This is a genomic window from Baaleninema sp. (genome assembly GCF_049974805.1).
Taxonomy (GTDB): domain Bacteria; phylum Cyanobacteriota; class Cyanobacteriia; order Cyanobacteriales; family Geitlerinemataceae; genus Baaleninema.
Window position 1 is genome coordinate 1 of the sequence record NZ_JBNGCO010000077.1, and the last position, 24,775, is coordinate 24,775.

Below are 24,775 nucleotides of genomic sequence, written 5' to 3' on the forward strand. Positions count from 1 at the left end.
TGCTGAAATCCCTCCGGGGAATCTCCGTCGCTTTAGCGCGGAGAGTAGTCAAGAATCGATGCGGGAACGCGCCGAAGAAGAAATGCACGGTTGACCCGTTCGGGCGATCGCCCTCTATTCGATCGCTCGGTCTCCTCTTTCTCAACTCGCCCGCTAAGCTCGATCGCCCTCTCACCCGGGGGCGTTTTTTTATGAAATTGCCAGCAAATCTTAAGGGAATCTTTAGGAAATCTTTCGGTTGTTTTCGTTACAAAACTTTAATCCCGATAAAAACAGTCGGGATTGTTTGACGGCACTTGACCCCCGTGTTACGATTGCTCACCAAGTTGAGTTGAAAAGGACAAAACCACCGTGACGCAAGCAATCGAGCGCCTCAAACAAGCTGGCACCGCTGCCTTCACCCATCTGCAATGTAAAGAATGCGGCGCCGAATACGAAGCCACCGCTCAGCACGTCTGCGAATTCTGCTTCGGACCGTTAGAAGTCAAATACGACTACGACATACTGCGTCGCACCGTCAGCCGGGAAACCATCCAAGCCGGCCCCAACTCCATCTGGCGTTACCGTCCCTTCCTCCCCGTCAACACCGACACTCCCATCGACGTGGGAACCGGAATGACGCCCCTCGTCGAAGCCCGTCGCTTGGCGCGTCACCTGGGACTGAAAAAGCTTTACATCAAAAACGACGCCGTGAATATGCCCACCCTCAGCTTCAAAGATCGGGTGGTGTCCGTGGCGTTGACTCGCGCCAGAGAATTGGGCTTCTCCACCGTCTCCTGTGCCAGCACCGGAAACCTGGCCAACTCCACCGCTGCCATCGCCGCCCACGCCGGCCTCGATTGCTGCGTCTTCATCCCCGCCGACTTAGAAGCCGGAAAAGTCCTGGGAACCCTGATTTACAACCCCACCCTGATGGCGGTCAAAGGTAATTACGACCAAGTCAACCGCCTGTGTTCGGAAGTGGCAAACACTCACGGCTGGGGCTTCGTCAACATCAACCTGCGTCCCTACTACTCCGAAGGATCCAAAACCCTAGGCTTTGAAGTAGCCGAACAACTGGGGTGGCAACTGCCCGATCGCGTGGTGGCACCGTTGGCCTCCGGTTCTCTGTTCGGCAAAATTTACAAAGGCTTCCGCGAATTCGTGGAAGTGGGCTTAGTGGAAGACAAGCATGTTTCCTTCAGTGGCGCCCAAGCCGAAGGCTGCTCTCCAATTGCCCAGGCGTATAAAGAAGGTCGGGATTTCATCTCTCCGGTGAAACCCAACACCATCGCCAAATCCATCGCCATCGGCAACCCCGCAGATGGAGTGTACGCCCTCGATATTGCCCGCAACACCAACGGTTCGATCGAATCCGTCAACGACACGGAAATCGTCGAAGGCATGAAACTGCTGGCGGAAACCGAAGGTATCTTCACCGAAACCGCCGGAGGTACCACCATCGCCACCCTGAAGAAACTGGTCGAAGCTGGAAAAATCGACCCCGACGAAGTGACTGTCGCCTACATCACCGGAAACGGTCTCAAAACCCAAGAAGCCGTACAAGGGTACATCGGCGAACCCCTCACCATCGAAGCGCAACTGGACTCTTTCGAGCGTGCGTTAGAGCGGTCTCACACCCTCAACCGCCTCGAATGGCAACAAGTTCTCGTTTAATTGTTTCCTGTTCTAGCGTGCCGATTTCCAGAAAGCTAAATATCTATGTCCGTTAAAGTTCTCATTCCGACGCCCCTGCAAAAGTTCACCGACGATCGCGCGACGCTCGAATGCGAAGCGAAGACGGTGGCGGAACTCATCGACGCTTTAGAGGCTGCTTGTCCCGGGATTAAAGCTCGGTTGTGCGACGAGGCGGGAAAACCGCGACGTTTCCTCAATTTCTACGTCAACAGCGAAGATATTCGCTTTCTCGAGAATACGGAAACTGCTCTCAACGACGGAGACGAAGTCAGTATCGTCCCAGCGGTGGCTGGCGGTTAACGTATCGGGGTTAACCCGCAATCTCCTACAACTCAACTTTATGCTTCATGAAAGAGGTACGTTTGCGTACCTCTTTTTTTTGAAGAAGTTGGAACGAGAAACCAGATTTCTCAATCTTTGGGTCTGTTCCCATAAAAATCCATGGCCGCGTTATAGATAACGCCGCTACGGGAACAATGGGAACCATCTGAGGCTATCCCTGAAGAGTCAGAATTGAGAGAATTTCACGAATCGATTAAGAATCGATCGAAGCCCGTCGAACGCGATAATGAATCTTCAACCCTAAAATCGCCGAAGACAACATTAACGTGACAACGTTGGCACAAATCACAGGTAAATCTTGAACCGATGTGCCGTAAACCAACCAGAGCAAAATGCCGAGACACAACGTCACCAGCATACTCCAAGAAATATCGTCAGCAGACTTGGATTTCCAGGTTTTAACTAATTGCGGAAGATAAGCCATAGTGGTCATCGTTCCGGCCAACAACCCTAAAACCGTGGTGTCGTTCATGTTAGGCTCCCATTTTTAAAGGCACGATGGCTCGAGGACAATTAAAACTGACAATTGAGAATCGATTGAGTATCGCTGAATTCTTAAACAGTTTTTAAACTCAGAACGTTCGATACGTTAAAATTGAGTGCCGATCGACGGCTTTTTCGTTGTCGAAGAGCGATTATAGAAGATAAATCTCACACTGTAACGGGGTGTGAAGCAGTGATAAGCAGAATTCATCAAACGAAATATAGAATATCTCGTACTGTTATCGCTTCCTCCTTCCGGATGACTTCACCCAAGATGACTGAAATCGCCCTAGATGTAACGACGAACGGATCGCGACTCGATCGATTCCTGGCGGAAAACCTCGGCGATCTGTCTCGATCGCGCGTGCAGCAACTCATCGAACGAGAGTGCGTGCGCGTCAACGACGAAATCTGTACCTCAAAAAAACTGAAAGTCTGTGCGGGCGATCGACTTCAGGTCACAATTCCTCCCGCCGAACCCCTGGAACTAGAAGCGGTGGAAATCCCCCTCGATATTCTCTACGAAGACGACCACCTCCTCATTGTAAACAAACCCGCCGGATTAGTGGTACATCCGGCGCCGGGACATTACCGAGATACCCTCGTCAACGCTCTTTTAGCCCACTGCGATCGACTCGCGGGAATCGGCGGCGTCCAGCGTCCCGGTATCGTTCACCGTCTCGATAAGGACACCACAGGGGCGATCGTCGTCGCGAAAACGGATTTCGCCCACCAGCACTTACAAGCCCAAATCAAGGCGAAAACCGCCCGTCGGGAATATCTCGGCTTCGTCTACGGTTCCCCGCAAGCGGACAGCGGAACCATCGATCGCCCCATCGGACGCCATCGGGTCGATCGCAAAAAAATGGCCGTCGTCCCTGAAGACCGAGGCGGACGGGCGGCTGTGACCCACTGGCAAGTCCGAGAACGCCTGGGAAACTATGCGTTACTTCATTTTCGTCTCGAAACCGGCCGCACCCACCAAATTCGCGTTCACAGCGCCGCTATGGGACATTCGATCGTGGGCGATCCAGTCTACGGTTCCGGGCGATCGATCGGCGTGAACTTACCGGGACAAGCCCTTCACGCTTGGAAACTCACCTTAGAACATCCGGTGTCTGGGGAATCGATCGAGGCCATCGCCCCCCTTCCCCCTACAATGGTCAAACTGATGCAAGTTCTGCGACGCCGCCAGTAGCGATCGCCATTTCCCTAGCGGCTTATCCACTCCTCAACGATTGCGAATCCGCTCCCATTCAAAAAGAGATAATCGCTCCAAAAGACGAGATGAAGTCCGACAATTCCCCAAAATACAATTTGATAAGAAGACTTTACGGTTTTGTGGCGTAAGGTTTTTTGAGCAATTAATCCCCCCAGCCATCCGCCTAATAATTCACAGGAATGCAATGTATTTTCGGCGATTCTCCATTGATTGTTTTGGGCGCGAGATTTATCCTCAGCGTATAACGCAAACGTGACAAAACTCATGAATGAATATAGAATGAGGGGGATGGGATTGCTCGTTTTGGCAAAGAACGTTATTCCGCCCCATAAGGGTAAAATGGACAGGCTTAAAACCTCTAGAATGGGAAATCGAGAGACTGTAAATTTTTGGGCGGAAGTTTTTTTGAATTGATTTTTTGGGGAGGATTTTATTTTTTTGATTTTGATTTTAAATCGCGAGACCTTTTAACAACTTTTTGAGGGTCGCCATCAATCGATGCTTGAATAGCTCTTAGCTTACCCTTTTTACGAATAGTTTTATAATAAAGAATATCTCCAACTTTGGGGCGGCGATGTAAGTTTTTAAACTCGGAAATATGCAGAAAAATTTCTGAAGTTCCATCGTCAGGTCGAACAAAGCCAAATCCTCGTTCGTCTTGCCAATGGATAAGTTTACCTTTTTGGCGGCTAGATTTCATAGATTTTTATAAAATTCAGTCTGTTGACAGAGATTTATAAAACATAAATTGCTGACTATGTTTTATCGATTTATGCAAGATTGTATGCAGAGTTTATAGTTTATGTCGTTTTTATAAATTCCTATCCGATCGTTTTTCATCAAATCGTTTTTCATCAAAATGCCTCCAGCTTTAAATTTTAAGAATATCCCCATCTAAAAATACGAGAACCCTAGCCTTAAATAACCAGAGTTCTCGCTTTTTAAAAGACCTGTTTTCGCTGAAGTTCTCGTCGTTTTAGAACGCTCGACTTATCTCAATCTTTAAAGTGAGAAATAATCGCGTCCGCAAACCCCGAACACTTCACCGGTTCCACAGGCGGTTCCATCAACCGGGCTAAATCGTAGGTGACTTCCCCGTTGGAAATTGCCGCGCCAATGCCCTTTTCAATCAGAGCCGCCGCTTCAGTCCAACCCATGTATTCCAACATGATAACCGCCGAGAGAATCAGCGAACCGGGATTAATGCGATCGAGTCCCGCGTGTTTGGGTGCCGTGCCGTGAGTCGCCTCAAAAATCGCGCAGTTATCGCCGATGTTCGCCCCAGGCGCCATCCCCAAACCGCCGACGATCGCCGCCGCCGCGTCCGAGAGATAATCGCCGTTGAGGTTCATCGTCGCCAAAATCGAATACTCCGCCGGACGGGTTTGAATTTGTTGAAAAATGCTGTCGGCGATGCGATCGTTGACCATCACCTTCTCTTTCCATTTCCCGTTTCCGTGAGTCTCCCAAATTGCCGCCAGAACCGCCTCAACTTCTTGACAAATCTCAGCTTTTTTATCCGGCGTCAAAGAATCGTAACCCGGATCGATTTTGCGGGCGTTTTCTTCAGACGTAATATCGGGATTGGCTTCCTTGTTGCTGAGAATCCACGATTCCCGTTCCGTCACGCACTCGTCGCGGAATTCCGTCGTTGCCAGTTCGTACCCCCAGGAGCGGAACGCCCCCTCGGTGTACTTCATGATGTTGCCCTTATGCACCAGCGTCACCATCTGCTTCTCTTTCGGCAGGCGCAGAGCGTGTTTGATGGCGCGACGGACAAGACGCTGAGACCCGGTTTTACTCACGGGTTTGATGCCGATGCCCGAATCGAGGCGAATTTGTTTTTTGCCATGTTCGGGGGTGGCGGGAATCAGGTCGTTGTTGAGATGTTGAATGAGTTTTTCGGCGATGTCGCTACCTTGCGCCCACTCAATTCCTAAATAAATGTCTTCCGTGTTTTCCCGGTAGACGATGACATCGAGTTTGTCGGGGCTTTTGTGGGGAGACGGCGTTCCGGCGTAGTATTTACAGGGACGCACGCAGGCGTAAAGGTCGTTGATTTGCCGCAGGGCGACGTTGAGCGATCGAATCCCGCCGCCAACGGGAGTCGTCAACGGACCTTTGATAGCGATGCCATATTCCGTGATGGCGTTGAGAGTATCTTCGGGCAGATATTGAAACTGTCCGTACTGTTCGCAGGCTTCATCTCCGGCGTAGATTTTGAACCAGCTAATTTTACGCTTGGCGCCGTAAGCGGTTTCCACCGCCGCATCGATGACTTTTTGCGTCGCCGGCCAGATATCGACCCCCGTTCCGTCGCCGCGAATAAACGGGATAATCGGGTTGTCAGGAACCACAGGTTCGCCGTCTTTGAAGGTGACTTTTTCGCCGACGCTCGGGGGAGTAATCTTTTCGTACATCTGGAATTCCTCGTTCTGCACTCGGGTACAGGTATAGCGATGCCAGACTACCAGATCCTTCGATCGATTTGCTGTGTATTTGACGATTTGGGAGTCGGTGAGGTGATGGGATGATGAGGTGATGGGATGATGAGGTGATGGGATGGGGGTGAGAGTGTATATTGTCGGTGCGTGACGAGTTCTCGGTTTCATTGCGATACCCGATTGTTCAAGTCACGTACCCTACCCCTCGTCATCCCCTCATCCCCTCATCCCCTCATCCCCTCATCTCATCACCAACGACGCCCGCGTCCTTGTCCCCGTCCTTGTCCTTGTCCGCGTCCGCTACCGGAGTTGAGGATGCTGTCGTATTCTTCTGAAGAGAGGTATTCTGGGCTGTAGGTTTCTCCAGTTTGACGGGTCAAGGTGGAGGTAAACGCCCGCAGGTGGTTTTCTGAACCGCGCATGAGGTTGCTATACACCCATTCGATATCGGCGTTGTCCGTGTTGGCGATCGCTTCTTGTAAATCGACGATATCCACTTCTTCAATGGTGGCACCGACGGCTAAGGCGTCTTCGAGGGATTGAAGACCCCGCGACACCAGGTCGTCGTACAACTGCTGTAAACTCGGATCGCTGAATTGTCCAATATCTTGGGTTGCCGCTGGGTCGTCGAGATTGTAGCGATCGAGCAGTTGCAAGACAGCACTGGTATGGCGTTCTTCGCTGTTGGCAATGTTACGAAAAACGGGCAATCCCCAGGTTTCGTACAGGGTTAGATAAACATCGCGGGCGAGTTTTTCTTCTTCCCGCATATACAGCAATTCATCCGCTTCCGTGGCGTCGAGGTCTCCAGCGGGCGGTAAGTTTTGTGTCAGAGACATCCCCGTGAGGGGGTCAGTGGCGTCGGCGGGGTCGTTGGCATTGCTGACTGGCGTGGTGTCGGCGGCCGCCTGCATCGAGGCGTCGTCTACCACAGGAACCGCTTCAGCTTGGGGGGAGGTAGCGCCCCAACCGTTACCGAACTGGCCGCCGCCGAATTGGGGATTTCCCGAGATGGGATCGGCTTCGACAAACATCGCCCCGTTGGGGTTGCCCGGGTTTGAAGCTTTAAACCCGCCAGGGGTGGTGGTTTCCGAGATGGCGGCAAACAATAGGTCGAACATACAAACCTCTCTATGAGCAAATTGTCATACGGTCATATAAAGCGACGCAGAGTCCCCAAACTCCCGAGAGGGAAGTGTTGATGGAAAGAGAAAAAATCTTTGAGGAACTGGCGGCTTGAGAAGTTTAGACGGAGGTTCGATCGAAACGGTTCAATCGATCCCAAAAATTAGCTGTAACCAACTAGCCCGAGCAAAAAGTGAAGCGAGGCGAGCCAAACAAGAGGTCATCAAACCATTACGCGCGTTGCCAGAACGGACTACTTTCGATTAAGATTTATGCTCTACACTTGATTTAGTGGTCAGGATCGGCTGTCGTCAGGGCTAGACAGACTGTATTATAACCAACCGCGTCCAGTCCTAGCTTGTTTTCCAGCCAAAAATATCGCATTCACTTTCTCGATGCGGTAGTGTTAGCTCCGAAAAGCAGTCGCGACGCTCCGGCGTAGGCTCGCCGACTTCCCGACACCCCGATCGCTCTTAACCGAACCCTTTGCCCGAACGCCGACATCGATTGACGACAATCGCGCTACTCCTTCAAACGAACTTTATCGTTCGCGTGCGATTGGTCGGGCGCTCGTGTCGGTGGCAAGCGCAGACCCCACCTGATGCCGAGGGCGGTTCCGGGAAGAGCGAAGGTGGCAAGCTCACCCAACGAGATGTGCCAGAGTTACAAAACGAACGAGGAATCAATATGGATCGAATGGGCGTAAATCGCGATCGCTACCAGCACACGAACGAACAGGCTCTCTCTCTTAAGCTTACCGAACCGACGGAAGCCCGAGCGGGACAACGCTGGCTCGAAGAAGAACGAGACGCCTGCGGCGTCGGCTTTATCGCCGCTGTGAACGGGCAAGCGAACCACGATATCGTCTCCAAAGCCGTTGGCGCCCTGTCCTGTCTCGAACACCGAGGCGGATGCAGTGCGGACTACGACTCCGGCGACGGTTCGGGGATTCTCATGGCCGTTCCGTGGAAACTCGTCGAACAATGGCTCGACGAACGGGGCATCGCTACACCCGTGCGCGAGCGGATGGCGGTGGGGATGGTATTCCTCCCCCAAGACGAGGCAACAGCCAAATACGCCAAGGACACGGTAAACCGGGTCTTTTCTGAAGAAGGATTTAAAGTCTTAGGCTGGCGCGTCGTCCCCGTAAACCCCGAGGTTCTCGGACCTCAAGCTCGGGAACTGCAACCGCAAATCGAACAGATTATCGTCAGCCACGACAGCCTCGAAGGAGACGAACTCGAACGCGCGACGTATTTAGCCCGTCGGTCCGTGGGGAAAGTTCTCGACGACGTAGCGAACATCGAATGGGGGAACAACTTCTATATTTGTTCCTTCTCCAACCGTACCCTCGTCTACAAAGCGATGGTTCGGGCGGCGGTATTAGGCGAATTTTACCTCGACCTGAAAAACCCCGAGTTGGTGAGTGCTTTTGCGGTGTACCACCGTCGGTTCAGTACCAATACCATGCCGCGATGGCCTCTGGCGCAACCGATGCGCCTGCTGGGTCACAACGGGGAAATTAACACCCTGCTGGGCAACATCAACTGGATGAAGGCGCGACAGGCGGAACTGTCGAGTCCGGTGTGGGGCGATCGCATCAAAACCTTACTTCCCGTCGTCGATGCCAGCAACAGCGACTCGGCCAACCTCGATAACGTGCTGGAATTGCTGGTGCGATCGGGACGGACGCCGTTAGAAGCCCTGATGCTGATGGTTCCCGAGGCGTACATGAACCAGCCGGCGTTGGAAGCCTATCCCGAAGTGGTGGATTTTTACGAGTATTACAGCGGCTTGCAGGAAGCTTGGGACGGTCCGGCGTTACTGGCGTTCAGCGACGGTAAGATTGTCGGTGCGGGACTCGATCGAAATGGCTTGCGCCCGGCGCGCTACCTCCTCACCCGCGACGGCATGGTTATCGTGTCTTCGGAAGCGGGAACCATCGATATCGACCCGGCCGAGATCGTGGAAAACGGTCGTCTCGGACCCGGACAAACCATCGCCGTCGATCTCGAAAACCACAAAGTCCTGAAAAACTGGGATATCAAACGGCAAGTGGCCGCCCAGCATCCTTACGGACAATTGACCGCAGCCCGTCCGCTGATGGGAGAACGGGACGGACAGCCCTTTGAAATCGAAGGGGAAAAACTCGTCCAACAGCAAACCGCCTTCGGTTACACCAAGGAAGACGTGGACATGGTGGTGGTTCCCATGGCCACCGACGGTAAGGAACCCACTTATTGCATGGGGGACGACATCCCCTTGGCGGTGCTGTCGGACAAACCGCGCCTGCTGTACGACTATTTCAAACAGCGGTTCGCCCAAGTCACCAACCCCGCCATCGACCCGCTGCGGGAAGGGTTGGTGATGTCTTTGACGATGCTGTTGGGACGGCGGGGCAATTTGCTAGACCAGGCGCCGGGGGTCGATCGCCTGCTGAAAATCGACAGTCCCTTACTGAGTGACGACCAACTGGCGGGTATTCGCAACAGCGTTCTCGAGACGGCGACGTTATCCACGTTGTTCGAGATTAACGGCGGTGGGGAAAACCTCAAAGGTGCAGTCGAAGCCCTCTGTGAGAAAGCGGCGGCGGCGGTGGAAGCTGGGGCGGAAGTCCTGATTCTCAGCGATCGAATCGACGAAAACGGCAACGCCGCCCAAGTAGACGAAACCCACACCTACATCCCGCCCATGTTGGCCGTAGGGGCAGTTCACCACCACCTCATCGGTCGCGGACTGCGGATGAAAGCCTCCTTGGTCGTCGATACCGCCCAGTGCTGGAGTACTCACCACTACGCTTGTTTAGTGGGTTACGGTGCCAGCGGCGTTTGTCCCTATCTGACCTGGGAAACCCTGCGTCAGTGGTGGCACGACGATCGCACCCAATCTCTCATCAAAACCGGAAAACTCCCCAATCTCAGCCTCGAAGATTCCCTGAAGAACTACCGCAAAGCGGCCGAGGCGGGTTTGCTGAAAATTCTCTCCAAAATGGGAATTTCGCTGCTGTCGAGTTATCAAGGGGCGCAAATTTTCGAGGCCATCGGTATCGGCGGCGAGTTAATCGACCTGGGAATGAAAGGCACCACTTCCCGCATCGGCGGTTTGACGGTGGCGGATTTGGGTCGCGAAACTCTGGAATTCCACAAACGGGCGTTTCCCCACGTGGAAAAACTGGAACATTACGGCTTCGTCCAACACCGTAAAGGGGGCGAATACCACGGCAACAACCCCGATATGACGAAGCTGTTGCACAAAGCCGTCCGTGACGGTCAGTACGACCATTACGAGGTCTATCGCGAGCAACTGGAAAATCGTCCCGTAGCGGCGTTGCGAGACCTGTTGGACTTCGACAGCGATCGAGATCCGATTCCCCTCGAAGAAGTCGAATCCGCCGAAGCGATTCTCAAACGGTTCTGCACCGGGGGAATGTCCCTCGGGGCGCTGTCGCCGGAAGCTCACGAAACCCTGGCCATCGCCATGAACCGCATCGGCGGGAAGTCCAACTCCGGAGAAGGAGGCGAAGATCCGATTCGCTTCAAAGTCCTCGACGACGTGGACGAAAACGGCTTCTCGAAGCTGTTGCCCCATCTTAAGGGACTGAAAAACGGCGATACGGCGTCTTCGTACATCAAACAGGTGGCGTCGGGACGGTTCGGCGTGACGCCGGAATACTTGATGAACGCCAAACAGATCGAGATTAAAGTGGCGCAAGGGGCGAAACCCGGCGAAGGCGGACAGTTGCCCGGACGGAAAGTCAGCGAGTACATCGCCATGTTGCGGCGATCGAAACCCGGCGTGACCTTGATTTCGCCGCCGCCCCACCACGATATCTATTCGATCGAAGACTTGGCGCAGTTGATTTTCGACCTGCACCAAATCAACCCCAAAGCCGGGGTTTCCGTGAAACTGGTGTCCTCGGTGGGTATCGGTACCATCGCCGCTGGGGTGGCCAAAGCCAACGCCGACGTGATTCAAATTTCGGGTCACGACGGCGGAACTGGGGCGTCTCCTCTGAGTTCCATCAAACACGCCGGAAGTCCTTGGGAACTGGGGTTGACGGAAGTTCACCGGGTTCTGATGGAAAACCACCTGCGGGAGCGCGTGACGCTGCGAGTTGACGGCGGAATGCACACCGGATGGGATGTGGTGATGGCGGCGTTGATGGGCGCCCAGGAATTCGGTTTCGGAACCGTGGCCATGATTGCCGAAGGCTGCATTATGGCGCGAGTTTGCCACATGAACCGCTGTCCGGTGGGGGTGACGACGCAGCAAGAGAAATTGCGCAAGCGGTTCCCCGGAATGCCCGAACACGTGGTGAATTTCTTCGTCTTCGTGGCGGAAGAAGTGCGATCGCTCCTGGCGCGGTTGGGGTATCGATCGCTCGACGAACTCATCGGACGTTCCGATTTGCTGAAAGCCCGCGAAAACGTAAAACTGACCAAACCGCAAGCGATCGACTTGCGTTGTCTGCTGGAGTTGCCCCAGTCGGAAAACCGCGATTGGGTGACGCCGCAACCCGTTCACAGCAACGGAGCGGTTCTCGACGACGAGTTATTAGCCGATGTCGAAATTGCCAACGCCATCAACAACCAAGGCAGCGTTGCCAAAACGGTGAAATTGGTCAATACCGATCGCTGCGTTGGGGCGCGGATTTCCGGTGCGATCGCAGCCAAATACGGCAACAGCGGCTTTGAAGGACAACTGGAGTTGAACTTCAAAGGCAGCGCCGGCCAGAGTTTCGCCGCCTTCAACCTCACCGGAATGGCGACGAACCTAGAAGGAGAAGCTAACGACTACGTGGGTAAAGGCATGAACGGCGGCGAAATCTGCATCAAGCCCCCAGCCGCCACGGACTTCGACCCCGCTGAAAACGCCATTTTGGGCAACACCTGCCTCTACGGTGCCACAGGCGGCGTCCTCTTCGCCCAAGGTCGCGCCGGAGAACGGTTTGCCGTCCGCAACTCCAAAGGACAAGCCGTCATCGAAGGAGCAGGAGACCACTGCTGCGAGTATATGACAGGCGGAACCGTCGTCGTCTTGGGTTCGGTGGGACGCAACGTCGGCGCGGGGATGACGGGCGGTTTGGCCTATTTCCTCGACGAAGACGGCAGCTTCCCGGGGAAAGTGAACCCGGAAATCGTGAAGATTCAGCGGGTTTGCACCTCGGCCGGGGAGGAACAGTTAAAATCCCTGATTCGCGCCCATGCCGAACGGGGTAGCGCCAAGGCACAGCGGATTCTCGATAATTGGTCGGTCTATCTGCCCCAGTTCTGGCAAGTGGTGCCGCCCTCGGAAGCGGATACGCCTCTGGCGAATCCCGAAGCGGCGGAAACCAAGGAATTGGCGAAAGCCTAGGCTGTTCTGAAGTGTTGCTACAGGTGTAATTCGCATCTCGATTAAACTCCGTTCTCAAAACTTCGAGAACGGGGTTTTTCGTGGTTCTAAAATAAGAAATGTTCGCCACAGAGGTACATCCCCCAAACCCCCCTTTAAAATGGGGGTTTGGGGGGATTGTAGACTTGGGTAAAACGGCTTTTTTAGAGGCGGAGTCCCTATTACGAATTCCCTTGAATTTATAAGTTTTTTAATTCTCCCTTTCCTCTGTTTTTTGAGGTTCTTCACCCTCGAGGTTGCAAGAAAAAGAGCGAGGAAGTTCGAGGCGAAACACCGTTCCGTTACCGGTTTCGGAAATACAGCGCAACCGTCCTCGATGGCGATCGACCGCAATTTGATAGGCGTTGGCCAGTCCCATACCTGTCCCTCGTCCGACGGGTTTCGTCGTAAAAAAGGGGTCGAAAATCTTATCTCGAATCGAGGCTTCGATGCCGAAACCATTATCGCCAATAGAAATCGCGATCGCCTCCCCGAACACCTCGTCTGAAATGGCTTCTGTCGTCACGTCTAACCGAGGCTCGAAATCCGGTTCTTCCTGCAACCTTTCTTCCAAAGCTTCGATGGCGTTATTGAGCAATCCCAACACCGCTTGATTGAGCAAACCGGGATAACATTCAATTTCCGAGAGATCGCCAAAGTTTTTGACCAAAGCGATCGCTCGCCGTTGCGAAGTTGCACTCAACCGTCCCGAGACGATTTCTAAGGTACTTTCAAGTCCGGCGTTAACATCGGCCGGTTTGCATTCCGCTTCGTCCAATCTCGAGAAATTTCGCAGGGATTCGACGATTTTTTGAATGCGCTCTGCACCAGTTTTCATCGAATCCAGCAATCGCGGAAAATCGTCTTGGATGGGCTCTTCGCCGTTTAGGGTGACAGAAAAACTGACTTCACGAGATTTCAGGGGTTTTGGCTCTCGATTCTCCAGGTATTTGTATTTTGCTATACATTTTCCCCCGCAAACGGCGGAGACCCCTTGGATGTAGTCTACATCCACCGCGTCCATCACTTCGGCGATCGCATCTGTGGGGTGAGGATAGCTGTGTCGATACGCCTCCAACACCTCGAACAAATCTCGGCTGTAATCTCGGGCATAATTAATATTGCCGTAAACAAAACTCACCGGATTGTTGAGTTCGTGGGCGACACCCGCCACCAGTTGACCCAACGACGCCATTTTTTCCGATTGAATCAGTTGGCTTTGGGTGCGTTGCAGGCGATCGATCGCCTGTTGCAGTTCTCCGGCTTTGGCTTCCAACATCTGGTTACTGCGACTCACTTCGGCGGTGCGTTCCTCCACCCGTCGTTCCAGATGGCGATTCATCGCTTCGAGAGCTTCGCGAGTCCGCTGGCGTTCCAATTCGGCCGACGCCCGAGACGCAAAGATTTCGAGAATGCGGCGAGTGCGATCGATATCCTGACGGGGGCGAGTATCGATCGCACAGAGATGTCCCACCACCTCCCCCGAAACGTTCAGCAGAGGACATCCCAAATAACTCTGCGCCTTCATGCGATCGAGTAACGCATCCTTGGGAAACCGTTGCGCGACGCCCTCGGGATAATCGCAACATTGACGGCTTCGGACTACCTGTCCGCAGGGCGTTCCCGTTAAATGGTATTCAACCTCTGTCGTCAGTTTCCCATTTTGCCAAGAGGCTAAAGCCCGGACTTTCTCCGTCGGATTTCCCACAGTTTCCGACACCAACGCATAAGGAACATCGATCGCCTGAGACAGATGGCGCACTAACGCCGGAAAAAATTCCTCTCCCGTCACCGACGCCGTTCCTTTCAGAATATTTTGTAACGCTTCTTCCGTCTGACGGCGTCGATCGATTTCCCGTTGAAGTTTTCGGTTAATCGCTTCGAGTTCTTCTGGAGTTCTGAGGGAAAGAAACCGAGGTAACAGCGTTACCATCGACCCCGCCGTATAACAGGAAACCAACGCCGTCGCCGCCCGTTCCACCCCCGAAAGCCAATAGGCAGGATGCCACAGCGTCCAAACATCGAATAAATGACCCACTCCACAAAACACAATAAACGCACCGAACATGACGAAAATATTGAGAAACGGTACGCCTCGCCGCTGAAGTACGAAGTACAGCAACATGGCCGGAATGGAAAAGTAAGCAAGGGCAATAAACGTATCGCTAAGGACGTGCAACCACACCAACGGAGTCTGCCAAAGGTAACAATGACCGTGGGGCATATATTGCGTTGGCGAAAATATATTTCGGACGATTTCCCACATTTATGAAAAAACTGAGCGATTTTAAAGTCATCTCGCTCTATCTTGACAACTTTTAAAAAAAATTGGTAGGAAACGATCCTTAGAGATCGATCGCCCTATACAACTTGCTCGTTTCGAGACGGGTTCTCGGAACGAGAAACAATTGTGAAGCCCCGTTGCAGACAACGCCACAACGGGGCTTCTTTCAGATCGGATTGGGAAGCAGACGCGATCGAAGTTACTGCGGTGAAAACCGCCGTCCCAACCCTTCCGTCAGGGAATAACTCATCGCTTGCAACCACAGCCACAAAGACGGAAAGCGTTTTTCCGCCCAAGGTTGCGCCCAACGGCTGAAGCGGGGAATCCAACCGAGAATCCAACCAACAAAAGCCTCCCGAGTAAAGTTGAGATAGCTACCGGTCCAGCGCAGCATATCCCAAGGTCCGGCCAGTTGCCAAATCCACACCAGCAACTCGGGATTGCGCCAGGCCGCCTTCAACGCCAAACGGTTGAACATCAGCCAACTGGTTCGGTCTTTAATAAAGGTATCAGCCACCTGGGACGGTTCTTCAGCCAACAAGCCGAAAAAGACGTTCAACATGGAGTTGACTCGTTCCGGGGCGATGGTTTTCCCAGTCGGAACCATCATTCCCTTCGAGAACAGCCACGTCACCGCGACATTACTTTGATAAGCGCGGATGCGATCGAGATTCTCCCCATCCAACAGATCGTATTTCAACGCCGTATCCAACAGCCGCGTCAGCCGTTCCATATTGCGAACCAGAGACCCGAACCCGGTAAAAATCAACGGCGACTGCAACGACGCCGCATCGCCGATGGCTACCAGCCTATCCCATGCCACTTTTCGATCGCGACTACCCTGGCTGAAATGACCGGGAATATAGCCAAACGTCGCTTTACGCCACTGCAACTGTTCCATATCGCAGCGACGGTACTCCGGCAGAATATGGAAAAAGTCCTCGTACATCTCCAACAGCGAGCCGGGGTTGTCCGGGTGAATCTGATGGTAGTGGAACAGATAAATCGTCAGTTCCCCATCTCGTCCGGGGAACAACTCCCAAATCAACTGACGTCCTCGAGAAATATCGCCGTGGGAGTGGAGAACGTCGCCGTACTGCGTATCCCACACCCCAGACGGAAAGCCGCCAGAAATCGCCGCCCCCACCGTCGGACAGACGCTATTGTACGTGCGTCCGCCGTTGAGTTGCCACGCAATGGGGGAGGCACTCCCCATCGCATCCACGAGGAGCCGGGCGCTGGCTTGTTTCGTCTCTCCCGTGGGGAGGTGAGTGAGGTTCACCGTGGCTCGATCGCTATCAATCTCCGCCGTCGTAAATTCCGTTTCGTCCCAAATCGTCCCCCCAGCAGCTTTCAGCTTGTCGCCGCAAATTTGCAGGAGTTTTTCCGCATCGATCGCAATATTGAGAACTTTCGGCGTATGGAGAACCTTCGCCTTACTCTTAGGGGGATTGTTAGCGTCGAAAAACTTATTGAACCCATCAACGTACTCGCAAGCAATGACGCTCTCGAATTCTTCAGGCGCAAACAGCTTCAAATCAATGAGACTTTGAAACTCGTCCCGAGAGATGTTCCATTCCCGGTTCATGCGTCCGAAGGGCAACCGTTCCACGAGTAACACCCGATAGCCCAACCGCGCCATCACCGCCGCATGAATCACCCCCAACGCCCCGCCAAGATAAATCAGATCGTAGTCCGGCGACAGACTCGAGGATGTATTAGACGATGTATGAGACTCTGAAGGCGAACCGGAAAATTCCACCACCGCTTTCGGCTGTTGGGGATTGCGAACCCCTTCCCGCCAGCGTTTTTCCCACCAGTACACGCGGGTCAAATCGTACTCGCCGTTAGGAATTTCTTGAAAATACTTGACTGTTTCCGGATAGTATGGTAAAAGTGCCTCAAATATCGACTGTTTCGACAAATCGATTTCCGGTGGTTCGGGATATTGAGGCGGGAACCTATCCATTGCATCCCGTTTCAATTGCGCGACGATCTTCGCTTCACCAGAAATCGGACGCTCTGCCCAGCGAAAGACCTTCAAATAGGTGGTTCGCTGTAGCGACCAGACGAAAACCGAGAGTTCCTCGTCCGGGGTCAAGCGCAGGCGAAACCCGTCCGGCGTCGCGATTTTTTCACCCATCGGCGATCGCCAGGTTTGCTGTAGCCACTGACGGACGGCGGCGGTGTCGGGGGTCGGAATTTCCCAATACAAAAGCTGTTTCATCGGTCGGGTTGCCTTCGATCGAAATTTAAAAACCAATTAAAAACAAACAAAAACCAAAAAGTAAAGTCCAAATGCAAGTCAGAGCGGGAGTCCCAGGACTCAAGGGAACCCTCCTTATAAAGACTGTAATCGATTCCCCGCTTTCTTGAACCAAGTCGATGCCGCCGCCCAAGCACTCACCTCACCAACATGAATTATCCTATCCCAGAGACCCTTCAACAAATGCTCGAACTGGAGCGAGAGCCAGTCAGTCCGGAAGTCGTCGCCTCTGCGATCGCCGGAACCATCAAAATCGCCCGCGATCGCGGAAAAACCCTCGACGACCTCACCACCGAAGTCCTGGCCGACCATCGCCTCCTCGACGCCCACCAACGAGACTGGCTGCGAAACCTCGTCACCCAAGCCTGGGAAGCGTTTACAGCGCACAGCGAACAGCCGTAGGGTGCGTGACGCGGGTTAGAAAATCAGGCCGAAGTCAGGCTCATGGGATTCCCGCGTCACGCACCGCCCCATCCCATCATCCCATCACCTCATCATCCCATCACCTCATCTCCCCATCCCATCACCTCATCATCCCGTCACCTCATCTCCCCATCCCATCACCTCAAGAACGGCGACTGACGACGATGAGGACGCCGCAGACGATTAAGGCGATTCCAAACAGGCGATCGCTCGAAAGACTTTCTTTAAAAACGAAATGACCCAGGAGAACGGCGGTAACGTAAGCTAAGGCCGTAGCGGGGCCGGCGACGCTGAGGTTGACTCGGGTTAACAGTAAAATATACGCCATCGCACCGAGACCGTAACAGACCAAGCCCGTTAACAACTCTGGCGTTAAAAAAACACCGACGACGAAACCCATAACAGACGTGGGATTCGTCGCCCCGAGTTTCAACGCCCCCGCTTTCAGCAAAAACTGACCGAGGGTGTTGGTTAAAATCGAAACCAGAAACAGTGTAAATTCTTGTGGGGACACGAGACCAGCGCCAACAAAACCGCCAATTTTAACAAAAACTGGGATAGACGTAAATAACAGGTAAAATTTTATGACGAGTACGAGTCAATCTCCCCAGAAGAGCGATCGCACCCAAGTTTGGTTGCGAGGCTTGCTGGCGGTCGCCTGGGCGGACGGGAACTTCGACGACACCGAACGACAAGTCATCGCCGAACTGACTCACGGCGAATCCGACATCGCCGAACGCGCCGCCGAACCGGAACCCATTTCCCCCGAAGAACTGGCCGAGACCTTGGGAGACGACCCCGAGGTAGCGGAAAACTTTCTCCGCACGGCGGTCATGGTCGCCATTGCAGACGGCGTATATACCAAAACAGAAGATAAAGTCCTTCACGATTTTTGTGAAGCGTTAAACCTTCGTCCCGACGCCCTCGACGCCCTCCGCTACACCCTCGAAGAACTCGAAGAACTCGAAGACCTTCAAGAACTCGCCGCTCGAGAACAATTGGATAACGCGCCGTCCAGTGCAGTATCCTTAGACCAAAAACCGAAAGACAGTGCTAAAATAGACGTTTTGGCGCCCGTGCGAAGCTGGTTGGATAACGTCGAACTGCACGATCCCAAAGTGGCAAAATTTCTCTGTCGGATGATTCCGTCTCAGTGTCCCTTCGAGCGCGATATCACGCTGTTTGGAAAGAAAGTCGTTCACATCCCCGCTATGTGCAAGCTGAATCCCCTTTACGAGCAGTTAGTCGGCTTGCGCTTCCGGGCGTTATCCTATCTCGCCGACGAAAAAGGCGAAGACGTCACGCCGTATTTGTGATGAGGGGATGAGGGGATGATGAGGTGATGGGATGATGAGGTGATGGGATGATGGGATGGGGCGGTGCGTGACGCGGTAATACAACATCGATCGGACTTCGCCCCCCATTTGCTCGCCGCGTCACACACCCTACGATTCCACCCCTCTCCCCCTCTCCGGAAGCTCCCGTACACTGTTCACTGTTCACTGTTCCCTGGCTCCCCCTCTAAGTAGCGAGAATGCAATTTATCGATCGCATTGAAATTGAAGTTGAAGGCGGAAAAGGCGGCGATGGAATGGTCGCCTTCCGCCGCGAAAAATACGTTCCCGCAGGCGGTCCGGCGGGGGGCGACGGCGGACGCGGCGGTTCGGTGTATCTCGTGGCGACCGAACGCCTGCAAACTCTGTTAGATTTCAAATATTCCCATCGCTTTAAAGCCGAAGATGGAAAACGGGGCGGACCGAATAACTGTACGGGTTCCTCGGGGAGCGATCGATACCTCGAAGTTCCCTGTGGTACGGTCGCCTACGATTTAGAAACCGGAGAAGTCGTCGCCGACCTCGTAGAACCCCAACAAACTGTTTGCATCGCCGAAGGAGGACGGGGCGGAAACGGAAACCGCCACTATCTCAGCAACCGCAACCGCGCCCCAGAATACGCCCAGGAAGGACGACCGGGACGCATTCGCCAACTGCGGTTAGAGTTGAAACTGTTGGCAGAAGTGGGCATCATCGGACTGCCCAACGCCGGAAAATCCACGTTAATCTCGGTATTGTCCGCCGCCCGTCCGAAAATCGCCGATTATCCATTTACGACACTCATTCCCAACCTGGGCGTCGTCCGCAAACCCACAGGAGACGGAACGGTATTCGCCGACATTCCGGGGTTGATTGAAGGCGCTCATGAAGGATTGGGATTAGGTCACGAGTTCCTTCGCCACATCGAACGGACGCGGGTTTTACTGCATCTCATCGACGGGACGGCGGAAGACCCCATCGCGGACTATCACGTGATTCGCGAAGAATTGCTGGCTTACGGTCGTGGTTTGGAAGAGCGACCGCAGATTATCGCGTTAAATAAGTTAGACGCGATCGATCGAACAGAAGAGGAACTCGAAGAAATTGCGCGATCGCTCCAACCCGAATCACCGTACCCTATTTTTCGAGTCTCAGCCGTAGCCAAAACCGGCCTCGACGAACTGCTTCGCTGCGTTTGGCAAGTTCTCGAAGACCGGGAACCGGAGTTGGTCTGAATTCTTTGAGCGAGAGAGCAAGGGAGAGGGGGAGATTGGGAGATTGGAAGAAAATTTCAGATCGTCCCCTCATCCCATCATCTCATCATCCCCTCATCCCCTCATCCCCTCATGCTTGGCGTTCGACCACCAGAGTCAACCGTGCGACGACCGCACCGAGGGCGCCGACCACCGCCAGCGGCGGAAACAGCAGCGTTCCCAGCGTCGCCCCCGCCAGTCCGACCGTGAGGGGGACTTCAAACAGGGTTTTTCCGTCTTCAGTTTTGACGATGACCCGTCGCACGTTTCCTTGGTGGACGAGTTCTTGAATTTTCGAGATTAACGTATCGCCACTGACACGGAACTCTTCAAAACTCGTGTCGTTGGGGGGACTCGATTGAGTTTGAGATTGAGTGTTGGATTCAGTATTGGATTCGGGCTGAGACTCAGACGCCTCGGGCGTTTCTGAAGATTGATAGTTGGTTTCGCGATCGATCGAATCGCTCATGGAAGAAAAGCCCTCTGAAACAAAACATCAGATGCCGTTATCGTACCATCCTCGATTGGGAGCGTCATCTATCGAGAGATAGGGAGGTGATGAGGTGATGAGATGATGGGGTGATGAGGTGAGGGAACCTTGTTTCCCGTTCCCTATCAACAATTATTAATTATCAACTGTTAACAATTTTGATTTTTGTAAAGATTTGGTAAAGACGCCCCACTCAACCACTGACAATGGTGAAAGATCCTTCGGATTCGACGTACCGATTTTCGCTGCAATTCAACGAGCGTCGAAGCCGAATCAACTGGGACGTTAGCTGAACGTCGCCGAGTACCGCGCAAAGGACACGACATTATGGGTATTGCGACAATTAATCCCGCCACGGGGGAAACGGTCAAAACTTTCCAACCTTTGACTGATGAGGAGTTAGACCGCAAACTCGATCGCGCCGATCGCACCTTCAAACAATACCGCCGCACGATGATGGTACAGCGATCGAAATGGCTGCGGGCGGCCGCCGACATCTTGGAGCGCGATCGCGCCAAATTCGGCGAACTCATGACCCTGGAAATGGGAAAACCCCTCAAAAGCGCCATAAAAGAGGTTGACAAATGTGCGCTAGTATGCAGGTACTACGCCGACAATGCCGCCGAATTCCTGGCGGACATTCCGGTTCAAACCGACGCCAGCTTCAGTTACGTCAGTTACCATCCCCTGGGGGCGGTATTAGCCGTCATGCCCTGGAACTTCCCCTTCTGGCAGGTATTTCGCTTCGCCGCCCCCGCACTGATGGCGGGAAACGTAGGACTTCTCAAACACGCTTCCAACGTGCCGCAATGCGCCTTAGCCATTGAAGAAATTTTCACCGAAGCCGGATTTCCCTCCGGGGCGTTTCAAACCCTTCTCATCGGCGCGAGTCAAGTGGCGAAAGTGGTGGCCGACGATCGCGTTTGCGCCGCCACCCTGACGGGAAGCGAATACGCCGGAATGAGTTTAGCCGAGTGCGCCGGAAAAAACCTGAAGAAAACCGTTCTGGAACTGGGGGGAAGCGATCCCTTTATCGTCATGGGAAGCGCGAACCTGGAAGCGGCGGTAAGTACCGCTGTCACAGCGCGGATGTTGAACAGCGGACAGTCTTGCATTGCAGCCAAACGATTTATCGTCCACGATGCGATCGCCGACGAATTCCAAAAACGTCTCCTGGCGAAATTCCAAAATCTCACCCTAGGCGATCCCATGTCAGAAGACACTGACATCGGGCCGCTGGCAACACCGGGAATTCGCGACGAACTGCACGAACAGGTTGTAGCTTGCAAAGACAAAGGGGCAAAGGTTTTAATCGGCGGGGAATTGCCCGATCGCCCCGGGAACTATTACCCGCCCACGATTATCGCCGACATTCCGCCGGGAACCCCAGCTTACGACCAAGAGTTTTTCGGTCCAGTGGCGTTACTGTTTCGGGTGGAGTCGATCGACGACGCGATCGAACTAGCCAACAGCGTCCCCTACGGCTTGGGCGCCAGTGCGTGGACGGCGGTAGAAGCCGAACAACAACAGTTTATTAACGAACTCGAAGCCGGGGCAGTCTTTATCAACGGTTTAGTTAAATCCGATCCCCGGTTGCCCTTCGGCGGTATCAAGAAATCTGGATATGGGCGCGAATTAGGTGTTCAAGGTATCCAAGAATTTGTCAACATAAAAACAATTTGGATCGGGCATTAACGCACGTGAGTTCGATAACCAACGGGTTCGCCCTCGTTTCCAACCCTCTATTTCCGTCCTCCCTGACCCCAGTTAAGGGTGAAATGTCAGGAATGTTCGGAAAAGAAACGGGGGGTGGAAGGCTTGTCGTGGAAACACAGCGAGGGCGAAACACCGTTATCGAAACGAACGCCGAACCCGTTCGATCGAATCCATTGAATGCTCCATTAAATGCAATTTATCCAAACCGAATTTTAACGGGCGGTGGGAACCCGTCCAAACGTTCCCATTTCCTCATCCCATTTCACATCCAATCCCATACCCAAACACAGAAAAGGGGGTCACATGAACACGGCCGAACTACTGGTCAATTGCCTCGAAAACGAAGGCGTAAAATACGTCTTCGGCTTGCCCGGAGAAGAAAACATGCAGGTTCTCGAAGCCCTGCGAGAGTCTCCAATCCAATTCATCACCACCCGTCACGAACAAGGGGCGGCGTTCATGGCGGACGTTTACGGACGCCTAACCGGACAAGCGGGGGTTTGTCTATCTACCCTCGGACCCGGCGCAACCAACCTCATGACAGGCGTAGCCGACGCCAACCTCGACGGTGCGCCCTTAGTGGCGATTACAGGACAAGTGGGAACCGATCGCATGCACATCGAATCCCACCAATATCTCGACCTGGTGGCCATGTTCGCCCCCGTCACCAAATGGAACTCCCAAATCGTCCGCCCCAGCAACACCCCGGAAATCCTGCGGAAAGCCTTCAAACGGGCGCAACAAGAAAAACCGGGGGCAGTTCACATCGACTTACCCGAAAACATCGCCGCCATGCCCGTCGAAGGTGCGCCGTTGAAGTGCGACAAAAAAGAGAAAATGTATGCGTCGTACAAGAGTCTCAACAACGCAGCCACAGCCATTTCGCGGGCGAACAACCCGTTAATTTTAGTCGGAAACGGCGCAATTCGCGACCACGCCAGCGACGCCCTGACAGAGTTCGCCACCCGGTTGAACATCCCCGTCGCGAATACCTTTATGGGGAAAGGCGCGATCGCCTACACCCATCCACTGGCCTTGTGGACCGTGGGATTACAACAGCGGGACTACATTAGCTGCGGCTTCGACAACACCGACTTAGTGATCGCGGTGGGGTACGACTTAGTGGAATATTCACCCAAAAAATGGAATCCAGACGGGAAGATTCCCATCGTTCACATCAGCACCACCTCAGCCGAAATTGACAGCAGCTACATCCCCCTAGTGGAAGTGGTGGGGAATATTTCCGACTCCCTCAACGAAATTCTGCGTCGTTCCGATCGATCCAGCAAACCCGAACCCCACGCCGTTTCCTTGCGCGACGACATCCGGGCCGATTACGAACAGTACGCCAACGATCTCGAATTTCCCATCAAACCCCAGAAACTCATCTACGACCTGCGGCAAGTCATGGGCCCCGACGACATCGTCATTTCCGACGTGGGAGCGCATAAAATGTGGATTGCCCGTCACTACCACTGCGATCGCCCCAACACCTGCTTGATTTCCAACGGATTCGCCGCCATGGGAATAGCCATTCCCGGCGCAATGGCGGCCAAACTGGTGTATCCCGACCGTAAAATCGTCGCCGCCACAGGAGACGGCGGGTTCATGATGAACTGCCAAGAACTCGAAACCGCCTTGCGTGTCGGAACCCCCTTCGTGACGATTATCTTCAACGATGGCGGTTACGGATTGATCGAGTGGAAACAAGAAGCCCATTACGGGCGATCGTCCTTCATCGAATTCAGCAATCCCGACTTCGTGAAATTTGCCGAAAGCATGGGCTTAAAAGGCTATCGTGTCGAATCCACAGAATCCTTCGTTCCCATCTTGCGCGAAGCCCTAGAACAAGACGTACCCGTCGTCATCGACTGTCCCGTAGACTATCGAGAAAACGCTCGCTTTTCCGCAAAATCCGGCGGCTTAAGCTGTCCCATGTAGGAGTTGACATACTCACGCCCGCTGAAGCCGGGCGTGATTCTTGACGGTTCGACGCAACGTGCTACCGAAGTAGTCTTACAGTCGCTCCCCGTCCGTTTTAGGTCGTGCCGATGCCCCATGCCGACCATTTCTATGTTTCTCGCCGCGTTCTCGTCTCGGTCATGCTCGGCTCCACAGCTCAAGCACACAACCGAACGCACCGATAGGTCTAATTTGCCCCATCGGAAGCCACACTCCGAGCAAACTTGGCTCGTAGGCTCCCATCGGTCAACGACCCGAAAATCTCGCCCGAACTTTTCCGATTTAGCCTCGCACAGAGTTCGGAACTCTCGCCAGCCTTGTTGACTGATAGCACGGGCTAACCGTCGATTTTTGACCATTCCTATCCCCCCTTGAGTTCCCCCCTTAATAAGGGGGGTTAGG

At 53.7% G+C, this 24,775-nt stretch carries 19 protein-coding genes; 9 read left to right on the forward strand and 10 right to left on the reverse strand.

Annotation, left to right across the window (positions count from 1 at the left end):
* The first annotated feature begins 351 nt into the window (after positions 1-351).
* Together thrC and ACP5D4_RS14705 are read left to right on the forward strand one after the other, a co-directional pair.
* Positions 352-1,656 carry a threonine synthase gene (gene thrC / locus ACP5D4_RS14700; protein WP_428012373.1) on the forward strand — a complete coding sequence of 435 codons (1,305 nt, stop codon included), beginning with the start codon at positions 352-354 and terminating at the stop codon, positions 1,654-1,656.
* A 45-nt stretch (positions 1,657-1,701) separates the two neighbouring features.
* On the forward strand, positions 1,702-1,977 hold the full coding sequence (locus ACP5D4_RS14705; protein WP_428012374.1) for a MoaD/ThiS family protein: 276 nt from the start codon (positions 1,702-1,704) through the stop codon (positions 1,975-1,977).
* Positions 1,978-2,212: 235 nt separating this feature from the next.
* Here ACP5D4_RS14705 and ACP5D4_RS14710 read toward each other — a convergent pair whose 3' ends face one another.
* Complete coding sequence (locus tag ACP5D4_RS14710; RefSeq protein WP_428012375.1) at positions 2,213-2,491, reverse strand: SemiSWEET transporter; 279 nt, start codon at positions 2,489-2,491, stop codon at positions 2,213-2,215.
* Positions 2,492-2,776: 285 nt separating this feature from the next.
* On the opposite strand from ACP5D4_RS14710, the gene ACP5D4_RS14715 reads away from it, so the two are divergent.
* Entirely contained in the window at positions 2,777-3,700 is a 924-nt protein-coding gene (locus ACP5D4_RS14715) for an RluA family pseudouridine synthase (protein WP_428012390.1), read from the forward strand.
* Between the two features lie 14 nt (positions 3,701-3,714).
* Here the strand turns inward: ACP5D4_RS14715 and ACP5D4_RS14720 are convergent, their stop codons facing one another.
* The 4 genes from ACP5D4_RS14720 to ACP5D4_RS14735 all read right to left on the reverse strand — a co-directional run bounded on the left by ACP5D4_RS14720 (position 3,715) and on the right by ACP5D4_RS14735 (position 7,289).
* Positions 3,715-3,990: a DUF1294 domain-containing protein gene (locus ACP5D4_RS14720; protein WP_428012376.1), complete on the reverse strand. Its 276-nt coding sequence runs from the start codon at positions 3,988-3,990 to the stop codon at positions 3,715-3,717.
* Positions 3,991-4,154: 164 nt separating this feature from the next.
* A complete protein-coding gene (locus ACP5D4_RS14725; RefSeq protein ID WP_428012377.1) occupies positions 4,155-4,424 on the reverse strand; it encodes a cold shock domain-containing protein in 270 nt (89 codons plus the stop codon).
* Between the two features lie 295 nt (positions 4,425-4,719).
* Positions 4,720-6,144 (reverse strand): NADP-dependent isocitrate dehydrogenase, encoded by a 1,425-nt coding sequence (locus ACP5D4_RS14730; protein WP_428012391.1) that lies wholly within the window; start codon positions 6,142-6,144, stop codon positions 4,720-4,722.
* A 272-nt stretch (positions 6,145-6,416) separates the two neighbouring features.
* Positions 6,417-7,289 (reverse strand): DUF2202 domain-containing protein, encoded by an 873-nt coding sequence (locus tag ACP5D4_RS14735; RefSeq protein WP_428012378.1) that lies wholly within the window; start codon positions 7,287-7,289, stop codon positions 6,417-6,419.
* A gap of 691 nt (positions 7,290-7,980) precedes the next feature.
* On the opposite strand from ACP5D4_RS14735, the gene gltB reads away from it, so the two are divergent.
* Positions 7,981-12,648, forward strand: coding sequence for a glutamate synthase large subunit (gene gltB / locus ACP5D4_RS14740; protein ID WP_428012379.1), 4,668 nt, complete (start codon positions 7,981-7,983; stop codon positions 12,646-12,648).
* 229 nt (positions 12,649-12,877) lie between these two features.
* Here gltB and ACP5D4_RS14745 read toward each other — a convergent pair whose 3' ends face one another.
* Both ACP5D4_RS14745 and ACP5D4_RS14750 read right to left on the reverse strand, forming a co-directional pair.
* Positions 12,878-14,932: a GAF domain-containing sensor histidine kinase gene (locus ACP5D4_RS14745; protein ID WP_428012380.1), complete on the reverse strand. Its 2,055-nt coding sequence runs from the start codon at positions 14,930-14,932 to the stop codon at positions 12,878-12,880.
* Positions 14,933-15,149: 217 nt separating this feature from the next.
* The gene (locus ACP5D4_RS14750; protein ID WP_428012381.1) at positions 15,150-17,177 is read right to left on the reverse strand and encodes an NAD(P)/FAD-dependent oxidoreductase; all 2,028 of its coding nucleotides are present in this window, start codon (positions 17,175-17,177) and stop codon (positions 15,150-15,152) included.
* A gap of 189 nt (positions 17,178-17,366) precedes the next feature.
* Here ACP5D4_RS14750 and ACP5D4_RS14755 point away from each other — a divergent pair, with 189 nt between their 5' ends.
* Entirely contained in the window at positions 17,367-17,618 is a 252-nt protein-coding gene (locus ACP5D4_RS14755; RefSeq protein WP_428012382.1) for a hypothetical protein, read from the forward strand.
* A 163-nt stretch (positions 17,619-17,781) separates the two neighbouring features.
* On the opposite strand, the gene ACP5D4_RS14760 is transcribed toward ACP5D4_RS14755, so the two are convergent.
* Entirely contained in the window at positions 17,782-18,153 is a 372-nt protein-coding gene (locus ACP5D4_RS14760) for an EamA family transporter (protein WP_428012383.1), read from the reverse strand.
* A gap of 70 nt (positions 18,154-18,223) precedes the next feature.
* On the opposite strand from ACP5D4_RS14760, the gene ACP5D4_RS14765 reads away from it, so the two are divergent.
* Complete coding sequence (locus tag ACP5D4_RS14765; RefSeq protein ID WP_428012384.1) at positions 18,224-18,955, forward strand: DUF533 domain-containing protein; 732 nt, start codon at positions 18,224-18,226, stop codon at positions 18,953-18,955.
* Positions 18,956-19,173: 218 nt separating this feature from the next.
* Positions 19,174-20,187 carry a GTPase ObgE gene (gene obgE, locus ACP5D4_RS14770; RefSeq protein ID WP_428012385.1) on the forward strand — a complete coding sequence of 338 codons (1,014 nt, stop codon included), beginning with the start codon at positions 19,174-19,176 and terminating at the stop codon, positions 20,185-20,187.
* A gap of 109 nt (positions 20,188-20,296) precedes the next feature.
* Here obgE and ACP5D4_RS14775 read toward each other — a convergent pair whose 3' ends face one another.
* Positions 20,297-20,674, reverse strand: coding sequence for a DUF4342 domain-containing protein (locus ACP5D4_RS14775; protein WP_428012386.1), 378 nt, complete (start codon positions 20,672-20,674; stop codon positions 20,297-20,299).
* 348 nt (positions 20,675-21,022) lie between these two features.
* Here ACP5D4_RS14775 and ACP5D4_RS14780 point away from each other — a divergent pair, with 348 nt between their 5' ends.
* A complete protein-coding gene (locus ACP5D4_RS14780) occupies positions 21,023-22,390 on the forward strand; it encodes an NAD-dependent succinate-semialdehyde dehydrogenase (protein WP_428012387.1) in 1,368 nt (455 codons plus the stop codon).
* Between the two features lie 324 nt (positions 22,391-22,714).
* Positions 22,715-24,352, forward strand: coding sequence for an acetolactate synthase large subunit (locus ACP5D4_RS14785; RefSeq protein ID WP_428012388.1), 1,638 nt, complete (start codon positions 22,715-22,717; stop codon positions 24,350-24,352).
* Here the strand turns inward: ACP5D4_RS14785 and ACP5D4_RS14790 are convergent.
* A partial coding sequence (locus tag ACP5D4_RS14790) for an RNA-guided endonuclease InsQ/TnpB family protein (RefSeq protein WP_428012389.1) occupies positions 24,295-24,775 on the reverse strand: 481 nt, incomplete at its 5' end. The two genes, ACP5D4_RS14785 and ACP5D4_RS14790, sit on opposite strands and share 58 nt — an antisense overlap.